Here is a 19296-nt window from a genome sequence, read left to right on the forward strand (position 1 = left end):
ATTCATGCTCAAAATGTTCAATTCATTAAATTGGCTCATGCAGGTTTACAAAAAAAAATATCTAAAACTATCCAAAGTTTAAATAAACAGATTTTAGATTTAATAGTGAGTATAGAAGTAAATATAGATTATCCAGAATGGGCGCCCAAGAGGCCTAAATATCGAGTGATTTAACCAATCACCAGTGGCGATAACACTGAAAGGTTAAAAACGGTTCTTAAACGAAAGAATAAGTAATTACAGCAGTTATTAAAAGCGGGGGTGCGATGAAGTAGTTAGTCAAGAAGACTCCGCCACCAAATGATTCTAAGGATAAGCTTGAAAAGGCCTAAGAAAAAAAAGAAGATGTAAATAAGCTAACCTGTCTCGCAAACTACTGAAACCGAGCAGTCCAGAGCCTATCAATATTATATTCTGGTATTGGATAGTTTATCAACGAAAAAAACCTGGAATCTCACCATTGAAAAATGGTCATTTCACCTAAGGAATCAAGGTTGATATTTAGAGTAACTGGGAGAATCCTAAAGGCAAAGTTATTAAATTAACCGATATAATGAGATAAAAATTATTAGGCCCAAGGATAAAGCGACTTTTTAGTAGTCGAAGGAGCAAAACTTTATCTGGAAAAGATAAAGAAAATCGCCCTTCCAGGACGAAGGTTAATTACCTTCATAGGGCGAAAGAAGTCAGTAATTTATTGCAACTAATGAATGCAACTAATAAAGTGATGGACACCAAATTAGTGCTAAAAAGAGGATAAATTATGGCAAGCCGGATGCTTGGAAACTTGCTTGTCCGGTTTAGATGGGGGCTGTTTGTAATAGATATCAAAAATACCAATTTTGATATTAAAACGCAAATATTCTATCCATATATGATGATATACCGACTGTTACTAATAATGTTATTTTACCTCAAACTGAATTTTTAATTAATAAATTAACAAAAATTTTGGATAATTCTAGTAAAACTCGTTTTCTTAAAGAAGGTATTAAAACTTTAATTTTAGGTAAACCTAATGTAGGAAAATCTAGTCTTTTAAATAGTTTTTTAGGAGAAGAAAGAGCGATTGTTTCTGATATTCCAGGAACTACAAGAGATTTTTTGGATGTTTATGTGAATGTTAATGGTGTTAATTTGCGTTTAATTGATACAGCTGGCATTCATCATACTGAAGATTATTTAGAAAATTTAGGAGTTAATATTGCTAAAAAATTTATTAATGAATCTGAATTAATTTTATTATTGTTAGATGTTAATAATATTTTGGAACCTGAAGATATAATTCTATTAAATATGACTAAAAATAAAAATAGAATTATTGTAGGAAGTAAATCAGATTTGCCAATTAAGATGAAATTATCATCTGAATTTAAATCACAAATTGTTTTTGTTTCTAATCATACACAAGAAGGGATTGAAAATTTAAAAAAACAAATTGTAACAAAATTTAATTTGCAAAATATTCAAGAACAAAATTTTGATTATTTGTTTAATCTTCGACAAGTTAATCAACTTAAGCAAGCGGTTTTAGCTTTGGAAAATATTTTATCCGATGTAAAAAGGAATATGCCTATAGATATACATGTGATTCATTTAAAAGAAGCTTATCAATCTTTGGAAAGTATCTTAGGTAGTAATTTACAAGATGATTTAATTAATGAATTATTTTCTAAATTTTGTTTGGGTAAATAATTTTTATTATTTATATATTTTATTTTTTTAAAAATTTTTTTAAGATAAAAAAATATTTTTTCTTTTATTATTTGATTTAACATTAATTTTTTGGAATATTTTTATCAAAATATAATTACATTTTTTAAAGGATTGGATATATGATATGATTGAAATTGAATATCAACAAAATCATCAAAAACAATTATTTCCTAATAATATTACTGTTAATAAGATTATCACTTCTAATAATTTGGAATTTTTAAATAATTTTGAAAATTTACCGATAGCAGCTTATTTTAATAATAAGTTAATTACTTTAGATAAGCCTTTAACTGAAGATGGTTTGTTAAATATTATTACCATATCCGATAGTATCTCTTGGTCTATTTTAAATAATAACAGCGCTTTAATTATGGCTAATGCTATTTTTCGTATTTATCCTAATTCATTATTAGTTAATAAGTCTATAAATCAAGAAGGATTTTATTGTGACATTGATCTAGTTAATAATATAATTTCGGAACGAGATTTTGAAATTATCGAAAAAACTATGATTAATATTATTCGAGAAAATTTACCTATTTCTGAAAAAGAACTATCTATTTCAGAGATTAAAGATCTATTTAAATTTAATCATTATAAATTGCATGCATTGCAATCTATTCAACCTTCGCAAAAGTTATTTTTATATCAACGAGGTAATTTTTTAGATTTTTGTAAAGAAAGTGAATATTTTCCTAATATTAATATTAATCGTTATTTTAAAATTTTAAAAACATCTGGTGTTTATTGGCAAGGAAATTCTAAAAATAAAGTTTTGACTCGTATTTATGGAGTTGCTTTTTTTAGACAACGCGATTTAGCTAATTACTTAAAAACTTTGGAAGAAAGAAAAAAAAGAGATCATAAATTTATAAATAAAGAACAAAATTTTTTTATGTTTTCTTCATCTGTGGGAGCTGGTTTGCCTTTTTGGTTATCAAAAGGAGCAACTATTAGGCGTATTATCGAAAGATACATTGTCGATAAAGAAATATTATATGGCTATCAACATGTTTATACTCCAGTTGTTGCTAATGTTTCTTTATATAAAACATCTGGTCATTTAGAATTATATAAGGAAGATATGTTTCCGATTATGCAATTGCAAGATGGTGAACAATTAATTTTACGACCTATGAATTGCCCTCATCATATGGAAATTTTTCGTCAAAAAATTCATAGTTATAAAGATTTACCTCTAAAAATAGCTGAATTAGGCCTTTTACATCGTTACGAACCTTCTGGAGCTGTTTCAGGTTTAGAAAGGGTTCGAGCTATGTCGTTAAATGATGCTCATATTTTTATTACGCCAGAACAAATTAAACAAGAATTTGTTGAAATCATTAATTTAATCGAAGAAGTTTATAAAGATTTTGGAATTAAAGATTATTATTTTAATTTGAGTACCCATGATCCTTCTAAAAAAGATAAATATTTTGATGATCCAAATATGTGGTTAAATTCTGAAAAAATTTTAAAAGATATTTTAAATGAATTAAAATTGAATTATAAAGAAAAAATTGGTGATGCTGCTTTTTATGGTCCTAAATTGGATGTGCAAGTATTCACGGCTTTAAATCATGAAGTAACTTTATCAACTATTCAATTAGATTTTTTATTGCCTAAAAGATTTAATTTATCTTATATAGATCATAATAATCAAAATAAAACACCTGTAGTGATTCATAGGGCTATTACATCTACTATAGAAAGATTTACTGCTTATTTGATAGAACAAAATAAAGGTGTTTTTCCTTTATGGATTGCACCTGTACAAGTTATCATTATTCCTATTAATAATATGTTGCATATCGATTATGTTAAAAAAATTCAAAAAGAAATGATACAACATAATTTAAGAGTTGAGATTAATGATAAAGAATATACTTTTAATTATAAAATTCGTGCTGCTTATTTAGCAAAAATTCCTTTTCAAGTTATTATTGGTGAACGCGAAATACAAAATAATAATTTACATGTTCGCCAATATAATAATCCAGAAAAACGTAATATGTCTATGATAGATTTTGTTAAAATGTTGACAGATTTGATTAAAAATAAAAGTTAATTTTATTTTTTTGTACAAGTTATATTGAAAAAATATTATAAATTGCATTATAATGAATTCGTACTTTATGTGTTTATTTATTATTAATGCTTTAATTTATTTAAAAATTTATTATAATGATTATGTTAAGTTATTGCATACAAAAATACATATCATTTTGTTATTTTATAAATGTCTTTGAATGAATAATTATTAAAAGAAATTTATGTAGATATCAATAAAGTGATTTTATTTATTTTTGTGAAAGTGTAAGATTAAATAGTAAGATCGATTAAATTAAATAATGTGAAAACTTAGCAAGAAGTTATTTGCGAAATTAATAAGTTGATGAAAATAATTAAAATTTTAATAATTTAAAAATTTTAATTTTAGCTATTTTTTTGTATTTAATGAAATTTTATATCTTAGAATTTTTAGTAGTTTATAATTAATTTAATAATTAATGAATAATTATAGGTGCACTTGCCTTTTGAAAGGTAGAAATTTTAAGACATTAAATTAACTACATTATTAAAATAGTTATATTTATAATATTTATAATTTTTAACTTACTTTTTTGAAATAACTAAACTTATGCATATTTAAAAGTGAATTATTTTTTAAAAATTAAAAATGTTAATCCTTTTTAAAGATTTTATTAATAAATCAATGTATGGAAATTGTTATTTAGATTATTTTTGAGTGTAAGTTATTAAAACTATAATAAAGCATGAATTATAAATATTATCGTTAAAACTTGTTAATTTATCCTAATTATATGTAAAAAAATTTAAATTTGATTGCTTAAGAATAAAAGGAGAAATTTATGACAAATTTTTTAATTCAACCCTTAAATGATTATGTTGTTTTGAAGCCAAAATTTCAAGATGAACGTACTTCTTCTGGACTTATTATTAGCACTAACCCTCGTAAAGAAGATTCTTTAGGTATTGTAATTAGTTATGGCCCACAGGTAACTAATTTAAAGGTTAATGACGTAGTGGTTTATAAAAATTATTCTGGAGAAAAATTACAATTACAAGAAGAAGAATATTTAATTGTTAAATCAGAAAATATTATTGCCAAAATGAGTACATCAAAAGAAGTTTAAATATTTTGTATTATCTAATAAATAAAAACCAATAACCAGCGTTGTGATTAATCAACAAAGACAAATCTAAAATTATTCCTTTCTGCGGAGAAAAAAGTTTTTATTTTATATTGTTAAAGTAAATCTTATTAATAGAACTTTAAGTAGCAAAAACTAATGATCGATAACCTATTTAAAGGTAAAGATAAACAAATTTTGGTATTATATAGAGGAATTGTCATTAGTAAATGAGACGAATCAATCAGTTTACGACATTACCCAATTTAAAAAATTAATAACGATAAGAATAAACAATTAACTAGTGGTAATACCCAGTGAGTCCTGTAAAGAGGATAAATTATGGCAAAACGGATACTAGGAAACTTTCTTATCCGGTTTAGATGGGGGCTATTTGTAATAGATATCATAAAAAACCCCATCCTAATGTTGAAACACAAATAATCTATCTATATATAATATTCATTATTGATAAACTTTTATTTAATTTTTGAATTATATTTAAAAAATGGAACGATTTAATTTGTATAGAAAAAAAGGAGTATTAAATGACTATGGCAAAACAAATTATTTATGGCGAAATAGCAAGAAAAAAAATTTTAAAAGGGATAGATTTATTAGCTAATACAGTTAAAATAACTTTAGGACCGAAAGGTCAAAATGTTTTATTAGAGCAAAAATATGGTAGTCCGTTAATTATTAATGATGGCGTTACTATTACAAAGGAAATTAGTTTTAAAGATGCTTATCATAATGCTGGCGCTAAAGCTATATGCGAGATAGCTACTCGAACTAATGATGCTTCTGGAGATGGCACAACTACAGCTGTTTTATTAGGTCAGAGTATGATTCGTAAAGGTTTTGAAGCTCTTGACACAGGCGGTTTTAAAGGTGTTCTTTTGAAACAAGGAATTTTAGAAGCTTCTCGTGTGGTAGCTCAGCAACTTTTAGCTAAATCTCGTTCTGTTAATACCCAAGAAGAGATTGAAAATGTGGCTACTATTTCATCTGGTAGTGCGGAAACAGGAAAAATTGTAGCTGCTGCTATTGAAAAAGTAGGCAAAACAGGAGTTGTTAATGTAGATGAATCTAAGAGTTTTGAAACTGTATTGGATGTTGTTGAAGGTATGCAATTTGATAAAGGTTACGTTTCACCTTATTTCGTTGTGAATAAAAAAGATTCTTTAATAGAATTAGAACAGGCTGCAATTTTGATTACCGATCATAAGATTAATAGTATATTTGAAATTAATCGTATTTTAGAATATTCATTAAGTAATAGAGTTCCTTTGTTGATTATTGCAGAATCTTTTGATAATGAAATGGTAAGTATTTTAGTTGCTAATAAAAAAGGTAATTATTTAAATGCAGTTGCAGTGGAAGCTCCAAGTTTTGGTGATCATCAAAAAGATTTATTACAAGATATGGCTATTTTAACTCAGGCTACTTTTATTTCTAAAGATTTAAATATGAAATTAAAAGATGTAGATGAAAAATTTTTAGGTAAAGTTAATAAAGTTATTATTAAAAAAGGTAGTACTACTTTGGTAGTTGATAATAAAACTTCTGCTTTAGAATCACGTATTCAAGAGATTAAGTCTCAAATTACGAATATTAAATCTATGAAGGATTTTAATCAACATGATTTAAATAATTTGACTAATAGATTAGCTAAATTAACTGGTGGTATCGGAATTATTCATGTAGGAGCGACTACTGAAACAGAATTAAAAGAAAAAAAGTTGCGTATCGAAGACGCTTTAAATGCAACTAAAGCCGCTATTGAACAAGGTATTGTTCCTGGAGGAGGAAAAGCATTAGTAGAAATTTATAAAACTGCTTTAAGTCAGTTAAATTCTACCAATGAAAGTGTTCGTAAGGGTTATAGTATTGTTTTAGAAAGTTTGTTAGAACCTACTAAACAAATTGCTACTAATGCAGGATTTGATGCTTCTATGATTATTCAAAAACAATTAGAACAAAAAGAAAATTTCGGTTTTAATGCTGAAACGGGTCAATTTGTAGATTTAGTAAAAGATGGTATTATGGATCCTACGGCAGTTACTAGACAAGCTGTTTTAAATGCTGCTTCTATTGCATCTGTAATGGTAACTACTGGAGCCGCTGTAGTTGAAGAAGTATTAGAAAAAAATTATCAAAATATCGATAGTATGAATAATGATTTACTTTAATATTTAAATAAATTAATTTATATTTCTTTAAAAATTAATTCATTACATCAAAAAAACTTATTTGTTTTTTTGTAATATGAATTAATTTTTTTTTATATAAAAATATCAAAAAAATGTTAGAATTTTTATTGATATTCAAACAAATGAATAAAGATTATTAAAAATTTAAAATTTTTTGATTTTTATTCAATTAAGAAGGTATAAAATCAGTTTTATGAAATTAATTTTTAAGTATATTATGCGTTATAAAATGATACTTTTTTTAAATGTTGTGGCAGTTTTGTTTATAGCGAGTGGTGAAATTGGAATTCCTTTGATTATAGGTCGTTATGTCATTGATAATCCTGTTTCTTCGCAAAATTTTTTATTTATTACTTGTGCTTTATTATTATTGGTTTTATGCGCTATTATTGGTAATTTAATTATTAATTTTTGTTCTGCGAAAACAGCATCTTTAGTTTTTAAAGATTTGAATACAGATATTTTTGAAAAAATTCAAACATTTTCAATTATAGAAATGAAAAAACTCGGTGTACCTTTGTTAATGAATTGTAGTATTACTTGTGTCGGCCAAATTGTTAATTTTATGGCTAGCCTTTATAGAGCTTTAATTGTAGCTCCTATTATGTTAATTATTAGTTTGATTTTGATCAATCGTATTTATATGGTGTTTTCCTATATTGTTTTAGCTATTATACCGTTTTTAGTTATTATTTTTGTTTGTATTATTTTTAAAAATTATTTTTTATCTACCCAAAAACAAAAAGTTTTAGAACAAATAAATTCAAAATTACGTGAAAATTTAACTGGTATTAAAGTTATTAAAACTTTAAATACAGAAAATTATGAATGTTCTAAATTTAATGCTATAAATTCTCAATATGCTTTTTTAAATATTAATTTATTTAATTCAATTTTTTCAATGGAACCTTTATTTTATTTATTATTAAATATTTCTATTATTTTTACTACTGGATTTGGTGCTTACATTTTAAAATTAGGTATGCCAACTGATTTTCATTTAGGTGGTCTCTATAATTGTATTAATTTGCAATATCATATACTTTATTCGATTTTAAATTTTTTATTATTATTTACTATGTTTCCTAAAGCTTTAGTATCATTAAGAAAAATAGAACATTTATTAAATACTAAATCTGAAATTAAAAATAATTTACAATATAATTTTGATTTACCTAAGCCTATTGTAAGTTTGGAGTTTAAAAATGTTGATTTTAGATATGATCAAAATGATAAATTGATTTTATCAGATATTAATTTTAAAGTTCATTCTTCAGAATTAATTGCTTTGGTTGGTTCTACGGGTTCTGGAAAAAGTACTTTAATTAATTTGATTCCTAGGTTGATAGATCCTACTAAAGGTTGTTTGTTAATTAATGGAGTAGATATTAAATTATATAATTTGACCTCTTTAAGGGATAAGATTGGTGTAGTTTCTCAAAAAAATATTTTATTTAAAGGTACTATTTTAAGTAATTTAGCTTTTGGAAAATCGAATGCAGATTCTGAAGAAATTTTGGAATTTGCTAAAATAGCTCAATCTTATGATTTCATTAATAAAACTAAAGGAAAATTACAAGAACCAGTTAGCGAATTAGGTTCTAATTTTTCTGGAGGACAAAAACAAAGATTAGCTATTACTAAAGTTTTATTAAAAAAACCCGATATTTATATTTTTGATGACTCTTTTTCTGCTTTAGATTATCAAACTGATTTAACTATTCGTCAAAATTTAAGTTATTTAAGAAAAGATTCTATTATTATTATAGTAGCTCAGAGATTGAGTTCTATTTTGAATGCTGATAAGATTATTGTTTTAGATGATGGTAGAATTATTGATATCGGTAAGCATGAGGAGTTAATGCATAGGTGTCAAATTTATAAAAATATTGCATTTTCGCAAAAAATAAAAGAGGTTCTAAATTGAAAAAAATATTTTATTTTTTAAAACCTTTTCGTAAAGAAATTTTTATTAGCATTTTTTTGATTTTTTTAGTGGCTGCTATAGATGCTTTTATTGTGATTTTTGAAGGTAATGTTATTATTAATTTTATTCAAAATAATTTTAAGAATAATTCGAAAATTATCTACAAAGATAATATTATTCTTGATTTTCTTCGTAAATATTTTCTAAGTTATTTTAAAAATATATCGGAATATATGGGTTATATCTTTCTTTTATTATCTATTAATTTGTTATTATATATTTTGTGTATCATAGCTAGATTTATTTATAATAAATTAATTATTGTAATTATTCATAAATCTGTTAAAAATATTAGACAACGTGTTTATCAAAAGATGTTAAGATTACCTATATCATATTTTGAAAATAACACTATAGGTAATATTATGAGTATTGCTATTAATGATTTGGAAACAGTTTCTAATGGTTTACAACAATCTTGTGTAGCTTTTGTTCTTTCTTGTTTTAGTATTTTGATGATTATTTTTATTATGTTTTGGGCAAATGTAAGATTCGCTTTATTAATTTGTTTAATGATACCGAGTTCTTTATTTGTGATTTGGTTAATTAATAAAAAAGCTCGTTCAGTTTTTATTCAAAGATTTGAAAAAACAGGAGAATATTTTGGTTTTTTACAAGAAAAATATACCGGACATAAAGAGATTATTTTATATAATCAACAAGCAAATAATATTAATGATTTTCAAAATTTAAACAAACAATTATCTTCTACTATTTTTAAATCTAATTGGATTTCTGGATTAGTTATGCCTATTATTAATAGTTTTACTTATATTGTGATGACTTTTATTGTTATATTAGGTTATTTTTTGTTAAATTATCAAGATACGGAAATACCATATTTATTATTTAAATTGGGATTTGGCACTATTCAATTAGGAATGTTTCAATCATTTATGAAATATATTTGGCGTTTAGGGAATCCATTAAGAGATTTAAGTCAGATGTTTGTCATTTTACAATCTACTTCTTCTGCTGCTAATCGTGTTTTTACTTTTTTATCCGAAAGTGAAGAATTAGATGTAAAAAACGATTTAACTCTTCCTTATGTAGAGGGTTTTGTTAAGTTTTCGCATGTTAATTTTCAATATCATATTGATCAACCTATTCTTAAGGATGTTAGTTTTGAGATTAAAAAAGATCAAATGGTCGCTATTGTTGGCCCTACAGGGTCTGGAAAAACTAGTTTAGTTAATTTATTGGTTCGTTTTTATGATTTAACTTCTGGAAAGATTACAATTGATGGAATAGATATTTCTACTATTAAAAAAAGTGATTTACGTAAAATTATTGGTATAGTTGTTCAAGATTCATGGTTGTTTCGTGGTACTATTATGGATAATATTCGTTATGGTAATTTTAATGCTACAGAAGAACAGGTAGTGCAAGCCGCTAAACAAGTTAATGTTCATGATTTTATCATGACTAAACCAGATGGTTATTATACTATGATTAACGAAGAATTAGATAATATTTCCCAAGGAGAAAAACAATTAATTACTATCGCTAGAACTTTTTTAAATAATCCTTCTATAGTTATTTTAGATGAAGCTACTGCTTCTGTTGATACTCAAATAGAAATTCTTTTTCAACAATCTATGCAAAAATTATTGAAAAATAAAACTTCTTTTGTGATTGCTCATCGTTTATCTACTATTATAAATGCAGATGTTATTTTAGTTTTGCAAAATGGTTTGTTAGTTGAGAAAGGTAGTCATCAAGAATTACTTGCTAAACAAGGTTTTTATTATAATTTATATAATAGTCAATTTAAATAAAAATTAATTTTATTTAATATATAGATATATCAAATTCTAAGATCTTATTTTTTTCAAGTTTATTTTTAAGATTATTTGAGTTATAATATTAGTGGGTAATTTGTTTTTTTGATAATGAAAGATAGAAGACCCAAAATTTAAATTAAAAAAATATACTTTATCAAAATTAAGAATTTGAAAAAATGAAAATTTAAAAAACTTGAAAATTTACGAAATAAAATTTTAAATAATATAAAAATTTAATTTATTGTAATTATTTTATTTGAATGCAGTAAATGTTGTAAAAAAATTAAATTAATGAATAAGGGGTTAACTATATTTGAAAAAACCATTAAATTTTAATAAAAAATTTATAGGTTTGTCTCTTTTGATATTTTCTGTTTTAATAGTCCCTTTGATCATGTTTTGTTCCGGTGTTTTTGAAAATTCATATGAAGTTGGTTCATCAGAAGATATAAACTTAGAAGGCGAATCTATTTTGGATTCTCCAGAATTAACACAATCACAGGATAAGGTGCGCAAGTTCGGGCGTTTAATTTAGGAGATTATGGTCCTCCTAGCATAGGGATAGCATGCTAAGCCGTTGAATTTACCTGAGAATGAAAATTCATTAAGGGAAAATAGCATATTCAAGAAGCATGATTATTTTTAATATAATGTAAACATTTATTAAAATTATATGCAAGGCGAAGTTAAAATAAGCATGAAGTTTTTCTTGAATTAAAGCTACAAATTAAATAAATCAGCAAAATATGTTTATTCTTAAAAAAATATTTTGAATTAATTATTTTTTGTTAATGACATATTTAGCGCGTTAATTGTATTATCTTTATCTTACAATTAAGTTCTATCCGTGAAAAAATATGATTTATTTTTAAAACGTATTTTTTTAACGTTTTTCGTATATTTTTACAAATATAAAAATATAATGAGATGATTTATTTAAAGCCATGCGATCTTTAACACTTACCAATAATTAAATAGCTACCTTGGATAAGTTTCTTATAAAAATGTAATTAAGATTTTTTTACAAATATCTTTTTTTAATAAGGTATTTATTAATTTAGATTTGAGCATTTATGCCCAATCATTTTTATTCATCTTAGATATTTTATAAATGCTTACAGAGTTTTTGGGCGCAAAAGATGCGCATAATTCCGCTATTTAACGCATAGCCTGGAGTGATAATCTCCAGAGGTCACGTAAACACTGTAAGGTGGGCTTGATTAATTGTCTCGAAAGAGTAATTAATAACAGCAAAAGCACGCAAGCGCGATGAGACGAAATATCTAGTCAATAAGTCAGTGCCAGACCAGAAGTTAAGGAGAAGGTGAAAATCCCTAAGCGGTTAAGTAGCGTGGTAATCTGTAAACATTCTGGTAAGATATTGATACCAGGATTAGGGAGTATACATAATAAATAAAAACATATTGTGTAAATTATTAAATAATAAGGTTATTTTTTACCTACTTCCTACACTAATTTCATTAAAATATTGTTATTAATAATTTTTATGAATGCTCCAATTGGCAACAATTGTAAACTGCACCTAACACTTCTCGTAGAATTATGTCGTAACTTTGATCTCCCTAAAAGCACCACCAAAGGGTTAAAACTAACAGCTGTTAGGCTCAAGGGAAAAGCGAAACTTACAGTAGTCGTCAGTTTAATTCTAGAATTGGAATATTTTAGAAGAACCTGACCACGGCGAAGGATAATAACCTTTACATGGCGAAAGAGTTTCAATATCTTTGACATTCTTAAATAACTTCCTCTAATGATGTAGATTATAAATACTACTAAATATTTTATATTTATTGATCAAAAATAAATTGCAATTTAAAGGAATTTTAATAATTATCTCTCTAATATAGTTTTAAAAAATAAATTCTAAAAAACCAATATAAACGAGAGTTAATCAATATAACATAATAATATTTATGGTTACAGTTGATAATAAAAATTATCGATATATTTAATTAAAAAAAATGATAAATCTATTAAATAATAATTTGTTAATTTGTACTAATTTACCCGAAAGTAATGTAATTATTTTTAATTCTAAATGGTCACTAATATTTATTTTTTTAGGTATCTCAATTATTAAAGCTAGAATGATTCAATCAAAAAATGAATTCATTACTAACGCTTGTTTATGAAGAAAAATTCACCGAATGGAATTTTGGTTTCTGATTTTATGAGTCTAGTTATTATTTTTAAAAATAATTAAATAAAAATTTCAAAATATTCATGATATATAAAATCTATATTAATTAATAATGATTTATGAAAATATTAAAAAGATTAATAATACTTGAAAAGCTAGAACTCTCAGAATTACTAAAAAACCACCTAACTTATTCGAGAAATCTACAAATAATATTTTAATCATTTATTTATAAATAATTTATTGTTAAATGGGTAAATTAGAAGTTTTATTATTAACAATTGCCATAAAATTCTATATTGTGGATATTATTAATTAATAATCTTTTAATAAATAAAATTTTTTTGATTTATAAAAAAATAAAATATCTGTGAATGTCATAAAATAAATAAGTAATAATTTATTTAAGTTAGCAATAACAAAGATATTAGGCGCCAGATGCTTGGAAACTTGCTTGTCTGGTTCCGTGAGGGGCTAATTTCGAATATGAAAGCGTAAATTTCGCTTTCCAAAAACCGATTTAATCTATCTCGATATAGTACTCGTAGGGGTCATGTCCTACCAAGGCGCAGGTAATTCCTGTTACACAAGGGGAAGAAAAACAGAGGAAAATATACATATAATAATGTATAATTTAACTCGGAAAGCCGTATGCATAGGAATATGCCCGTGCGGTTTGGGTGAGGGTTTAACATAATTTATATAAATATTTATTGAAATGAGTTATGTTATTTCTATTCACATGAACAAGATGAATATAGTGTTAATTTCGATAATTCTTTAGAATATATTTCCGCTTCAACACCATCTAGTTCTGATTCTTTATATAACACAAACATTAATAATCAAAAAACTGATAAAATAGATGATAAAAAATTAGATTCACCTACTACTACTACATTAAATAAAACAATTGATTTGTTAGGTAATATAGCTGGAAATGTCGCTGATAAGGGCCTTCTAAATAAATTAGGTGATTATATTGATAAAAAGATAAACCAATATTATGATGGTCAAAGTCAAAGCGCTAAACCTTTAGAATATGTAACAACATCTGATACTTTAAAATCTTCAGAGCAAGGTCAGTCAAAGGTAGGCCATGCAGAAACTGATACTTTAAAATCTTCAGAGCAAGGTCAGTCCAATGAAAACAAACTTAGGACAAGGTCAGTCCAATGAAACAAATCTTTGTGTGGACAAGGTCAAACCAATGAAACAACCTTTAGGACAAGGTCAGTCCAATGAAACAAATCTTTAGGACAAGGTCAGTCCAATGAAAACAAATCTTTAGGACAAGGTCAGTCCAATGAAAACAAATCTTTAGGACAAGGTCAGTCCAATGGAAACAAATCTTTAGGACAAGGTAAGTCCAATGGAAACAAATCTTTAGGACAAGGTCAGTCCAATGGAAACCGTGTAGTCTTTAATTCTCCTAAATCTCCTGTACGATCAAAAAACAGAAAAACAAGATATATCGATAATCAAAATCAGAATTTGGATTCTGTAGAGTATAAGGAAAAAACTGAAAAAAAGCTATAAATAAATTGCAAAAACAAGATAATGATATTTTAGAATTAAAAAATACTTATTATGACGAAATATCTTCTATCATTGCAAATGAAGACTTGTTAACATCAATAGATTCTGAATACAAAGATAACAAAAAACTTTCTACAAATGACAATTCGTTAACACTAATAGATTCTGAATACGAAGATAACGAAAAACTTTCTACAAATGACAATTCGTTAACACTAATAGATTCTGAATACGAAGATAACGAAAAACTTTCTGTAATTTCCGATAGTTTGATGGAAAAAGATTTAGATTACGGTGAAAAATATCTTAATAAAAAATCTTCTACAAATGCTAATGCTAAAATAATTAAAGATATTCCTCGATCTAAAAAAATATCGCCATCTGTATTTTTAAAAACTATTATAGCTTCTTCATTTGGTTTGATACGCACAACTTTTTATAAAATTGTTTTTGCTTTCAGATAATGTTTTTGACAATTACATTAATATGCTTTTTTATTAAAATTATAAGTTTCTTGATTTTTTAGTCCAATATATAAATATTGTAATTATTATTAATTTCGTTACTAACTCATTTAATTTAACATAAAATAATTTAAATCTTAATATAAAAATATATGGGATGTAATGTACGTACTTTTATCTAATTAGTATTGTATGTATTATTTTAATAATTAAATGTGGTTTTTTATAAATTATAATTATAATAAGCAAATTAATTAAAAATTAATTTGTTTATTTTTTTTGTTTTTTAAAAAAAATATTAGATGTAGAGTATTTTAAAAAAATTTAATTATAAAAAAATATTTTGTTTTTTATCATAATTTAATCAATTAAGTTTAAATAATATTTAAAACAAACAATTACAACGGAAGGCATAAATTTATTATTATGTTAGGAACATCAACAAAATGGTTCCTTGCTTTGTTTATTTACTTGCCCTTAATTATTGTCATTTTAGGATTTTTGTATTATTTAATTTTTTATTATCAACAAAAAATTAAAAGAATTATACAAACAACAAAAAAAAATGCTCAAGAAAAAATTTCTAATGCCCAAACAATAGCTCAAGAAATGATTTCAAAAGCTAAACAAGAAATCCATATTTTAAAAAAAGAAGTGGAAGAAGATTTGAATTTAAGAAGACGCATAATTGTTAATTTAGAAGAACAGATTATTCATAAAGAAGAATTATTAAATTCTCGTACTAGATATTTAAACGATAAAGAAGAATTGTTGTATATGAAAGAACAAAAAATTAATATTTCTCAAACACAAATTGAACAAATGCAAAATAAAGTTCAAAATCTCATTATAAAACAACAAAACGAATTAGAAAACATTGCTTCTTTAACTAAGGAACAAGCTAAAAAAATTATTATGGATGAAATTCGCAAAAATTCTCAACAAGAAATTATGAGTTATATAAAATCTCAAGAAGAAGAATGTAAATTTCAAGTTAAAAAGAAAGCTAATGTTTTGTTAGTTTCGGCTATGCAACAATTATCTCGTAAAATCTCTTCTGAAAATAATGTGGATATAGTTTATTTAGATAATAACGAATTAAAGGGGAGAATTATTGGCAAAGAAGGACGAAATATTAGAACTTTTCAAATTATAACAGGAGTAGATTTAATTATAGATGATATACCAAATACTGTTATATTAAGTTCTTTTGATGCTAAAAGACGTGAAATAGCACGTCGAACTTTAGAATTTTTAATTTTAGATGGACGTATTACACCTGTTAGTATAGAGCAAACTTTTACCAAGGTTCAAGATGAACTCGATAATTTTATTCAAGATATAGGTGAAGAAGCTGTTTTAGAAGCTAAAATAGGGTTTTTAAACGAAGAATTAATAAAATTATTAGGTTCTTTGCATTTTCGTACTAGTCATGGTCAAAATGTTTTACAACATTCTTTAGAAGTATCTTTTTTAGCAGGTAAATTAGCTGCAGAAATAGGAGAAAATGAATTATTAGCTCGTAGAGCAGGTTTATTGCATGATATTGGAAAATCTTTAGATTATCAATTAGAAGGAAGTCATGTAAAAATAGGTTTAGATATTGTTATGAAACATAAAGAACCTTTAGAAGTAATAGATGCTGTAGCATCTCATCATGAAGATCAAGAACCTAGTAGTATTATTGCTGTTTTGGTTGCTATTGCAGATGCCATTAGCGCTTCTAGACCAGGCGCTCGCCGTGATTCATTAGATAATTATATTAAAAGAATTACTCAATTAGAAGAAATCGCTAATCAAATTCCCGGTGTAGAAAAATCTTATGCTATTAAGTCTGGTCGAGAAATAAGAGTTATTGTGGATCCTAAACAAATTGATGATTTAGCAATTTTTACAGTAATTCAAACAATTAAAGATCAAATTATGAAAAATATTAGATATAATGGTAGTATTAAAATAACTGTTATTAGAGAAGTTCGTTTGACCGAAATTTCAAATTTAAGCATTAGTTAATTTTAATACAAAGGTAGTATCATTATGAATATTCTTTTTATTGGAGATATTTGCGGTTCCATAGGAATTAATTATTTAATTGAAAAAATTAATTTTTTAAAACAACGTTATCAAATTAATATTGTTGTCGCTAACGCCGAAAATGCTGCAGAAGGACAAGGATTAGATTTTCAAAGTTTTTATAATTTAAAAATTTCAGGTGTGAATATGATTACTATGGGAAATCATACTTGGAAAAATCATGATTTAAAGTCATTTATAGAGCATACTAATATTATAAGACCGTTAAATGATGATAGTTTACATATAGGTTATGGTCATAAAATTATTAAGTATAAAGATAAAAAACTTTTAATTATGAACGCTTTGGGTCGGGTTTTTATGAATAATAAATTTTTATCTTGCCCTTTTAAAAAAGTAGAAAATGTTTTAAAAGTTTATAAAAATCAATATCATTATGCTTTATTAGATTTTCATGCTCAGGCGACTAGCGAAAAACTAGCTTTAGCGAATTATTTTGATGGAAGAATTAATGCTATTGTCGGTACTCATACTCATGTTCAAACAAATGATGAAAGAATTTTGCCTAAAAAAACTCTTTATATTTCAGATGTAGGTATGACAGGTCCTTTGGATGGTATAATAGGTCAAGATAAAAATATTATTATTAATAATTTTTTAAATAATCATAAATTAAAACATAAAATCGCTAAAGGCAAAAGACAATTAAATGGAGTGGTTTTGACATTAGGTAAAAAACAAAAAATTATGAAAATTAAATATCATGAATAATAAAATGCAAAAAAAAATTATAGTTATTGTAGGTCCAACTGCTTCAGGAAAAACTTCTCTTTCTTTGAAATTAGCTAATTTTTTTTGTGGAGAAATTATTAATGCTGATTCAGTTCAAATGTATAAAGAATTTGATATTGGTTCTTCCAAAATTTCGCTTAAAGATACTCATATCCCTCATCATTTGTTGGACATTATTAATCCTGGAGAACAATATAATATTTTTTACTTCCAAAAAGATGTAAGAAATAAAATTATGAATATTAAAATTCCTTTTATTGTTGGTGGCAGTGGTCTTTATATTAAAGCAGCTTTATTTGATTATGAATTAAATATTTCTAAAAATTATGAAAATCAATCTTATCAAAATGTAACCATCGAACATATGTTAACTTTTCTTTTCGAAAAAGATCCGAATTTAGTTTTAGATATTAAAAACCCGCGTCGGATTATTAGTGCTTATCGTCAAGCAATTTGTAATAGTTTAAGGTCTCAAAAGAATGGTTCAAACAGACCATTATTTGATATTTTGACTATTTATTTGAATATAGAAACTCAATTTTTAAAACCGCGTGTTATATTAAGATTAGAACAAATGTTAAAACAAGGTTTTGTTCAAGAAGTTAAATATTTAATGAATAAATATCCTAATGCTAATTTTAATATTATTGGTTATCGAGAGATTAAAGAGTTTTTGGAAAAGAAAATTTCTTTTCAACAAGCTTATGATTTAATCATTACCAAAACTCTTAAATATGCTAAAAGACAAAAAACTTGGTTTATGAATCAAATGTTATCTTTGGTGCAATTAGAAGCTTTGGATCCTCAATTAGAAACGAAATCTATTGATATAATTAAAAATTTTTTGAAAAAAGGTAAATTAAATGATTAATACAAATGATTTTAAAACAGGAATGACTATTAAATTAAAAAATAATATTTATCAAATAATTGATTTTCTTCATGTTAAACCTGGTAAGGGTTCTGCTTTTGTTAGAAGTAAATTAAAAAATTTAAAAACAGGTAGTATTATTGAATATACTTTCAATTCAGGTATTAAAATTGAAACAGCTTTAGTAAATAAATTGAAATTAAAATTTTCTTATATACAAAACGGAATATACGTTTTTTTTAACGAAAATACTTATGAACAAATTGAAATTGCTGAATCAGATGTTAAAAATATTAAAAAATATTTAGCTGAAAATGTTATGGTTGAATTTCTTTTTTGTGATCAAAATAATATCTTAGGAACAATTTTACCAGATAAAATAGTTTTAAAAGTGCATCAAACAGATCCTGTTATTTCCGGAGACAATAATCGTAAAAGCAATACTGCTTATAAAGAAGCTGTTTTAGAAACAGGTTTAATTATAAAAGTTCCTGTGTTTATTGAAACAGGAGAAAAGATTATTATTAATACCTCTAATGATTGTTATGTTTCTCGTTATAACGAAAAATAAATTTAA

13 protein-coding genes are annotated in these 19296 nt (G+C 24.9%); 12 read left to right on the plus strand and 1 reads right to left on the minus strand.

What is annotated here, in order from left to right:
- Positions 1-930: 930 nt before the first annotated feature.
- The 6 genes from KHD59_RS01425 to KHD59_RS01450 all read left to right on the plus strand — a co-directional run bounded on the left by KHD59_RS01425 (position 931) and on the right by KHD59_RS01450 (position 10852).
- Positions 931-1695: a GTP-binding protein gene (locus KHD59_RS01425; protein ID WP_238120289.1), complete on the plus strand. Its 765-nt coding sequence runs from the start codon at positions 931-933 to the stop codon at positions 1693-1695.
- Positions 1696-1840: 145 nt separating this feature from the next.
- Positions 1841-3787: a threonine--tRNA ligase gene (gene thrS / locus KHD59_RS01430; RefSeq protein WP_213680473.1), complete on the plus strand. Its 1947-nt coding sequence runs from the start codon at positions 1841-1843 to the stop codon at positions 3785-3787.
- Positions 3788-4592: 805 nt separating this feature from the next.
- Positions 4593-4877 (plus strand): GroES family chaperonin, encoded by a 285-nt coding sequence (locus KHD59_RS01435; protein ID WP_213680474.1) that lies wholly within the window; start codon positions 4593-4595, stop codon positions 4875-4877.
- Between the two features lie 551 nt (positions 4878-5428).
- Entirely contained in the window at positions 5429-7066 is a 1638-nt protein-coding gene (groL, locus tag KHD59_RS01440; protein WP_213680480.1) for a chaperonin GroEL, read from the plus strand.
- 214 nt (positions 7067-7280) lie between these two features.
- Positions 7281-9014: an ABC transporter ATP-binding protein gene (locus KHD59_RS01445; protein WP_213680475.1), complete on the plus strand. Its 1734-nt coding sequence runs from the start codon at positions 7281-7283 to the stop codon at positions 9012-9014.
- Positions 9011-10852, plus strand: a complete 1842-nt coding sequence (locus KHD59_RS01450; protein WP_213680476.1) for an ABC transporter ATP-binding protein — start codon at positions 9011-9013, stop codon at positions 10850-10852. Before KHD59_RS01445 ends, KHD59_RS01450 begins: the two co-directional genes overlap by 4 nt.
- 309 nt (positions 10853-11161) lie before the next feature.
- On the opposite strand, the gene KHD59_RS01455 is transcribed toward KHD59_RS01450, so the two are convergent.
- Positions 11162-11374 carry a hypothetical protein gene (locus KHD59_RS01455; protein ID WP_213680477.1) on the minus strand — a complete coding sequence of 71 codons (213 nt, stop codon included), beginning with the start codon at positions 11372-11374 and terminating at the stop codon, positions 11162-11164.
- 2563 nt (positions 11375-13937) lie between these two features.
- Here KHD59_RS01455 and KHD59_RS01460 point away from each other — a divergent pair.
- From KHD59_RS01460 to efp, 6 genes are all read left to right on the plus strand, one after another.
- Complete coding sequence (locus KHD59_RS01460; RefSeq protein WP_238120278.1) at positions 13938-14198, plus strand: hypothetical protein; 261 nt, start codon at positions 13938-13940, stop codon at positions 14196-14198.
- A gap of 365 nt (positions 14199-14563) precedes the next feature.
- On the plus strand, positions 14564-15022 hold the full coding sequence (locus KHD59_RS01465) for a hypothetical protein (protein ID WP_213680490.1): 459 nt from the start codon (positions 14564-14566) through the stop codon (positions 15020-15022).
- Between the two features lie 426 nt (positions 15023-15448).
- Positions 15449-17035 (plus strand): ribonuclease Y, encoded by a 1587-nt coding sequence (gene rny, locus KHD59_RS01470; protein ID WP_213680491.1) that lies wholly within the window; start codon positions 15449-15451, stop codon positions 17033-17035.
- Positions 17036-17059: 24 nt separating this feature from the next.
- Positions 17060-17827, plus strand: a complete 768-nt coding sequence (locus KHD59_RS01475) for a TIGR00282 family metallophosphoesterase (RefSeq protein WP_004995072.1) — start codon at positions 17060-17062, stop codon at positions 17825-17827.
- Positions 17820-18719: a tRNA (adenosine(37)-N6)-dimethylallyltransferase MiaA gene (miaA, locus tag KHD59_RS01480; RefSeq protein WP_213680492.1), complete on the plus strand. Its 900-nt coding sequence runs from the start codon at positions 17820-17822 to the stop codon at positions 18717-18719. The genes KHD59_RS01475 and miaA overlap by 8 nt, the downstream gene beginning before the upstream one ends.
- Positions 18712-19290: an elongation factor P gene (efp, locus tag KHD59_RS01485; protein ID WP_004995066.1), complete on the plus strand. Its 579-nt coding sequence runs from the start codon at positions 18712-18714 to the stop codon at positions 19288-19290. Before miaA ends, efp begins: the two co-directional genes overlap by 8 nt.
- Positions 19291-19296 lie beyond the last annotated feature (6 nt).

The sequence above is a fragment of the Sesame phyllody phytoplasma genome, from assembly GCF_018390775.2.
Classification (GTDB): domain Bacteria; phylum Bacillota_I; class Bacilli_A; order Acholeplasmatales; family Acholeplasmataceae; genus Phytoplasma; species Phytoplasma australasiaticum.

Coding starts and splice junctions, on each gene's coding strand:
- KHD59_RS01445 (WP_213680475.1), top strand. CDS start 7,281: ATGAAATTAATTTTTAAGTATATTATGCGTTATAAAATGATACTTTTT.
- KHD59_RS01475 (WP_004995072.1), top strand. CDS start 17,060: ATGAATATTCTTTTTATTGGAGATATTTGCGGTTCCATAGGAATTAAT.
- rny (WP_213680491.1), top strand. CDS start 15,449: ATGTTAGGAACATCAACAAAATGGTTCCTTGCTTTGTTTATTTACTTG.
- thrS (WP_213680473.1), top strand. CDS start 1,841: ATGATTGAAATTGAATATCAACAAAATCATCAAAAACAATTATTTCCT.
- miaA (WP_213680492.1), top strand. CDS start 17,820: ATGAATAATAAAATGCAAAAAAAAATTATAGTTATTGTAGGTCCAACT.
- efp (WP_004995066.1), top strand. CDS start 18,712: ATGATTAATACAAATGATTTTAAAACAGGAATGACTATTAAATTAAAA.
- groL (WP_213680480.1), top strand. CDS start 5,429: ATGGCAAAACAAATTATTTATGGCGAAATAGCAAGAAAAAAAATTTTA.
- KHD59_RS01435 (WP_213680474.1), top strand. CDS start 4,593: ATGACAAATTTTTTAATTCAACCCTTAAATGATTATGTTGTTTTGAAG.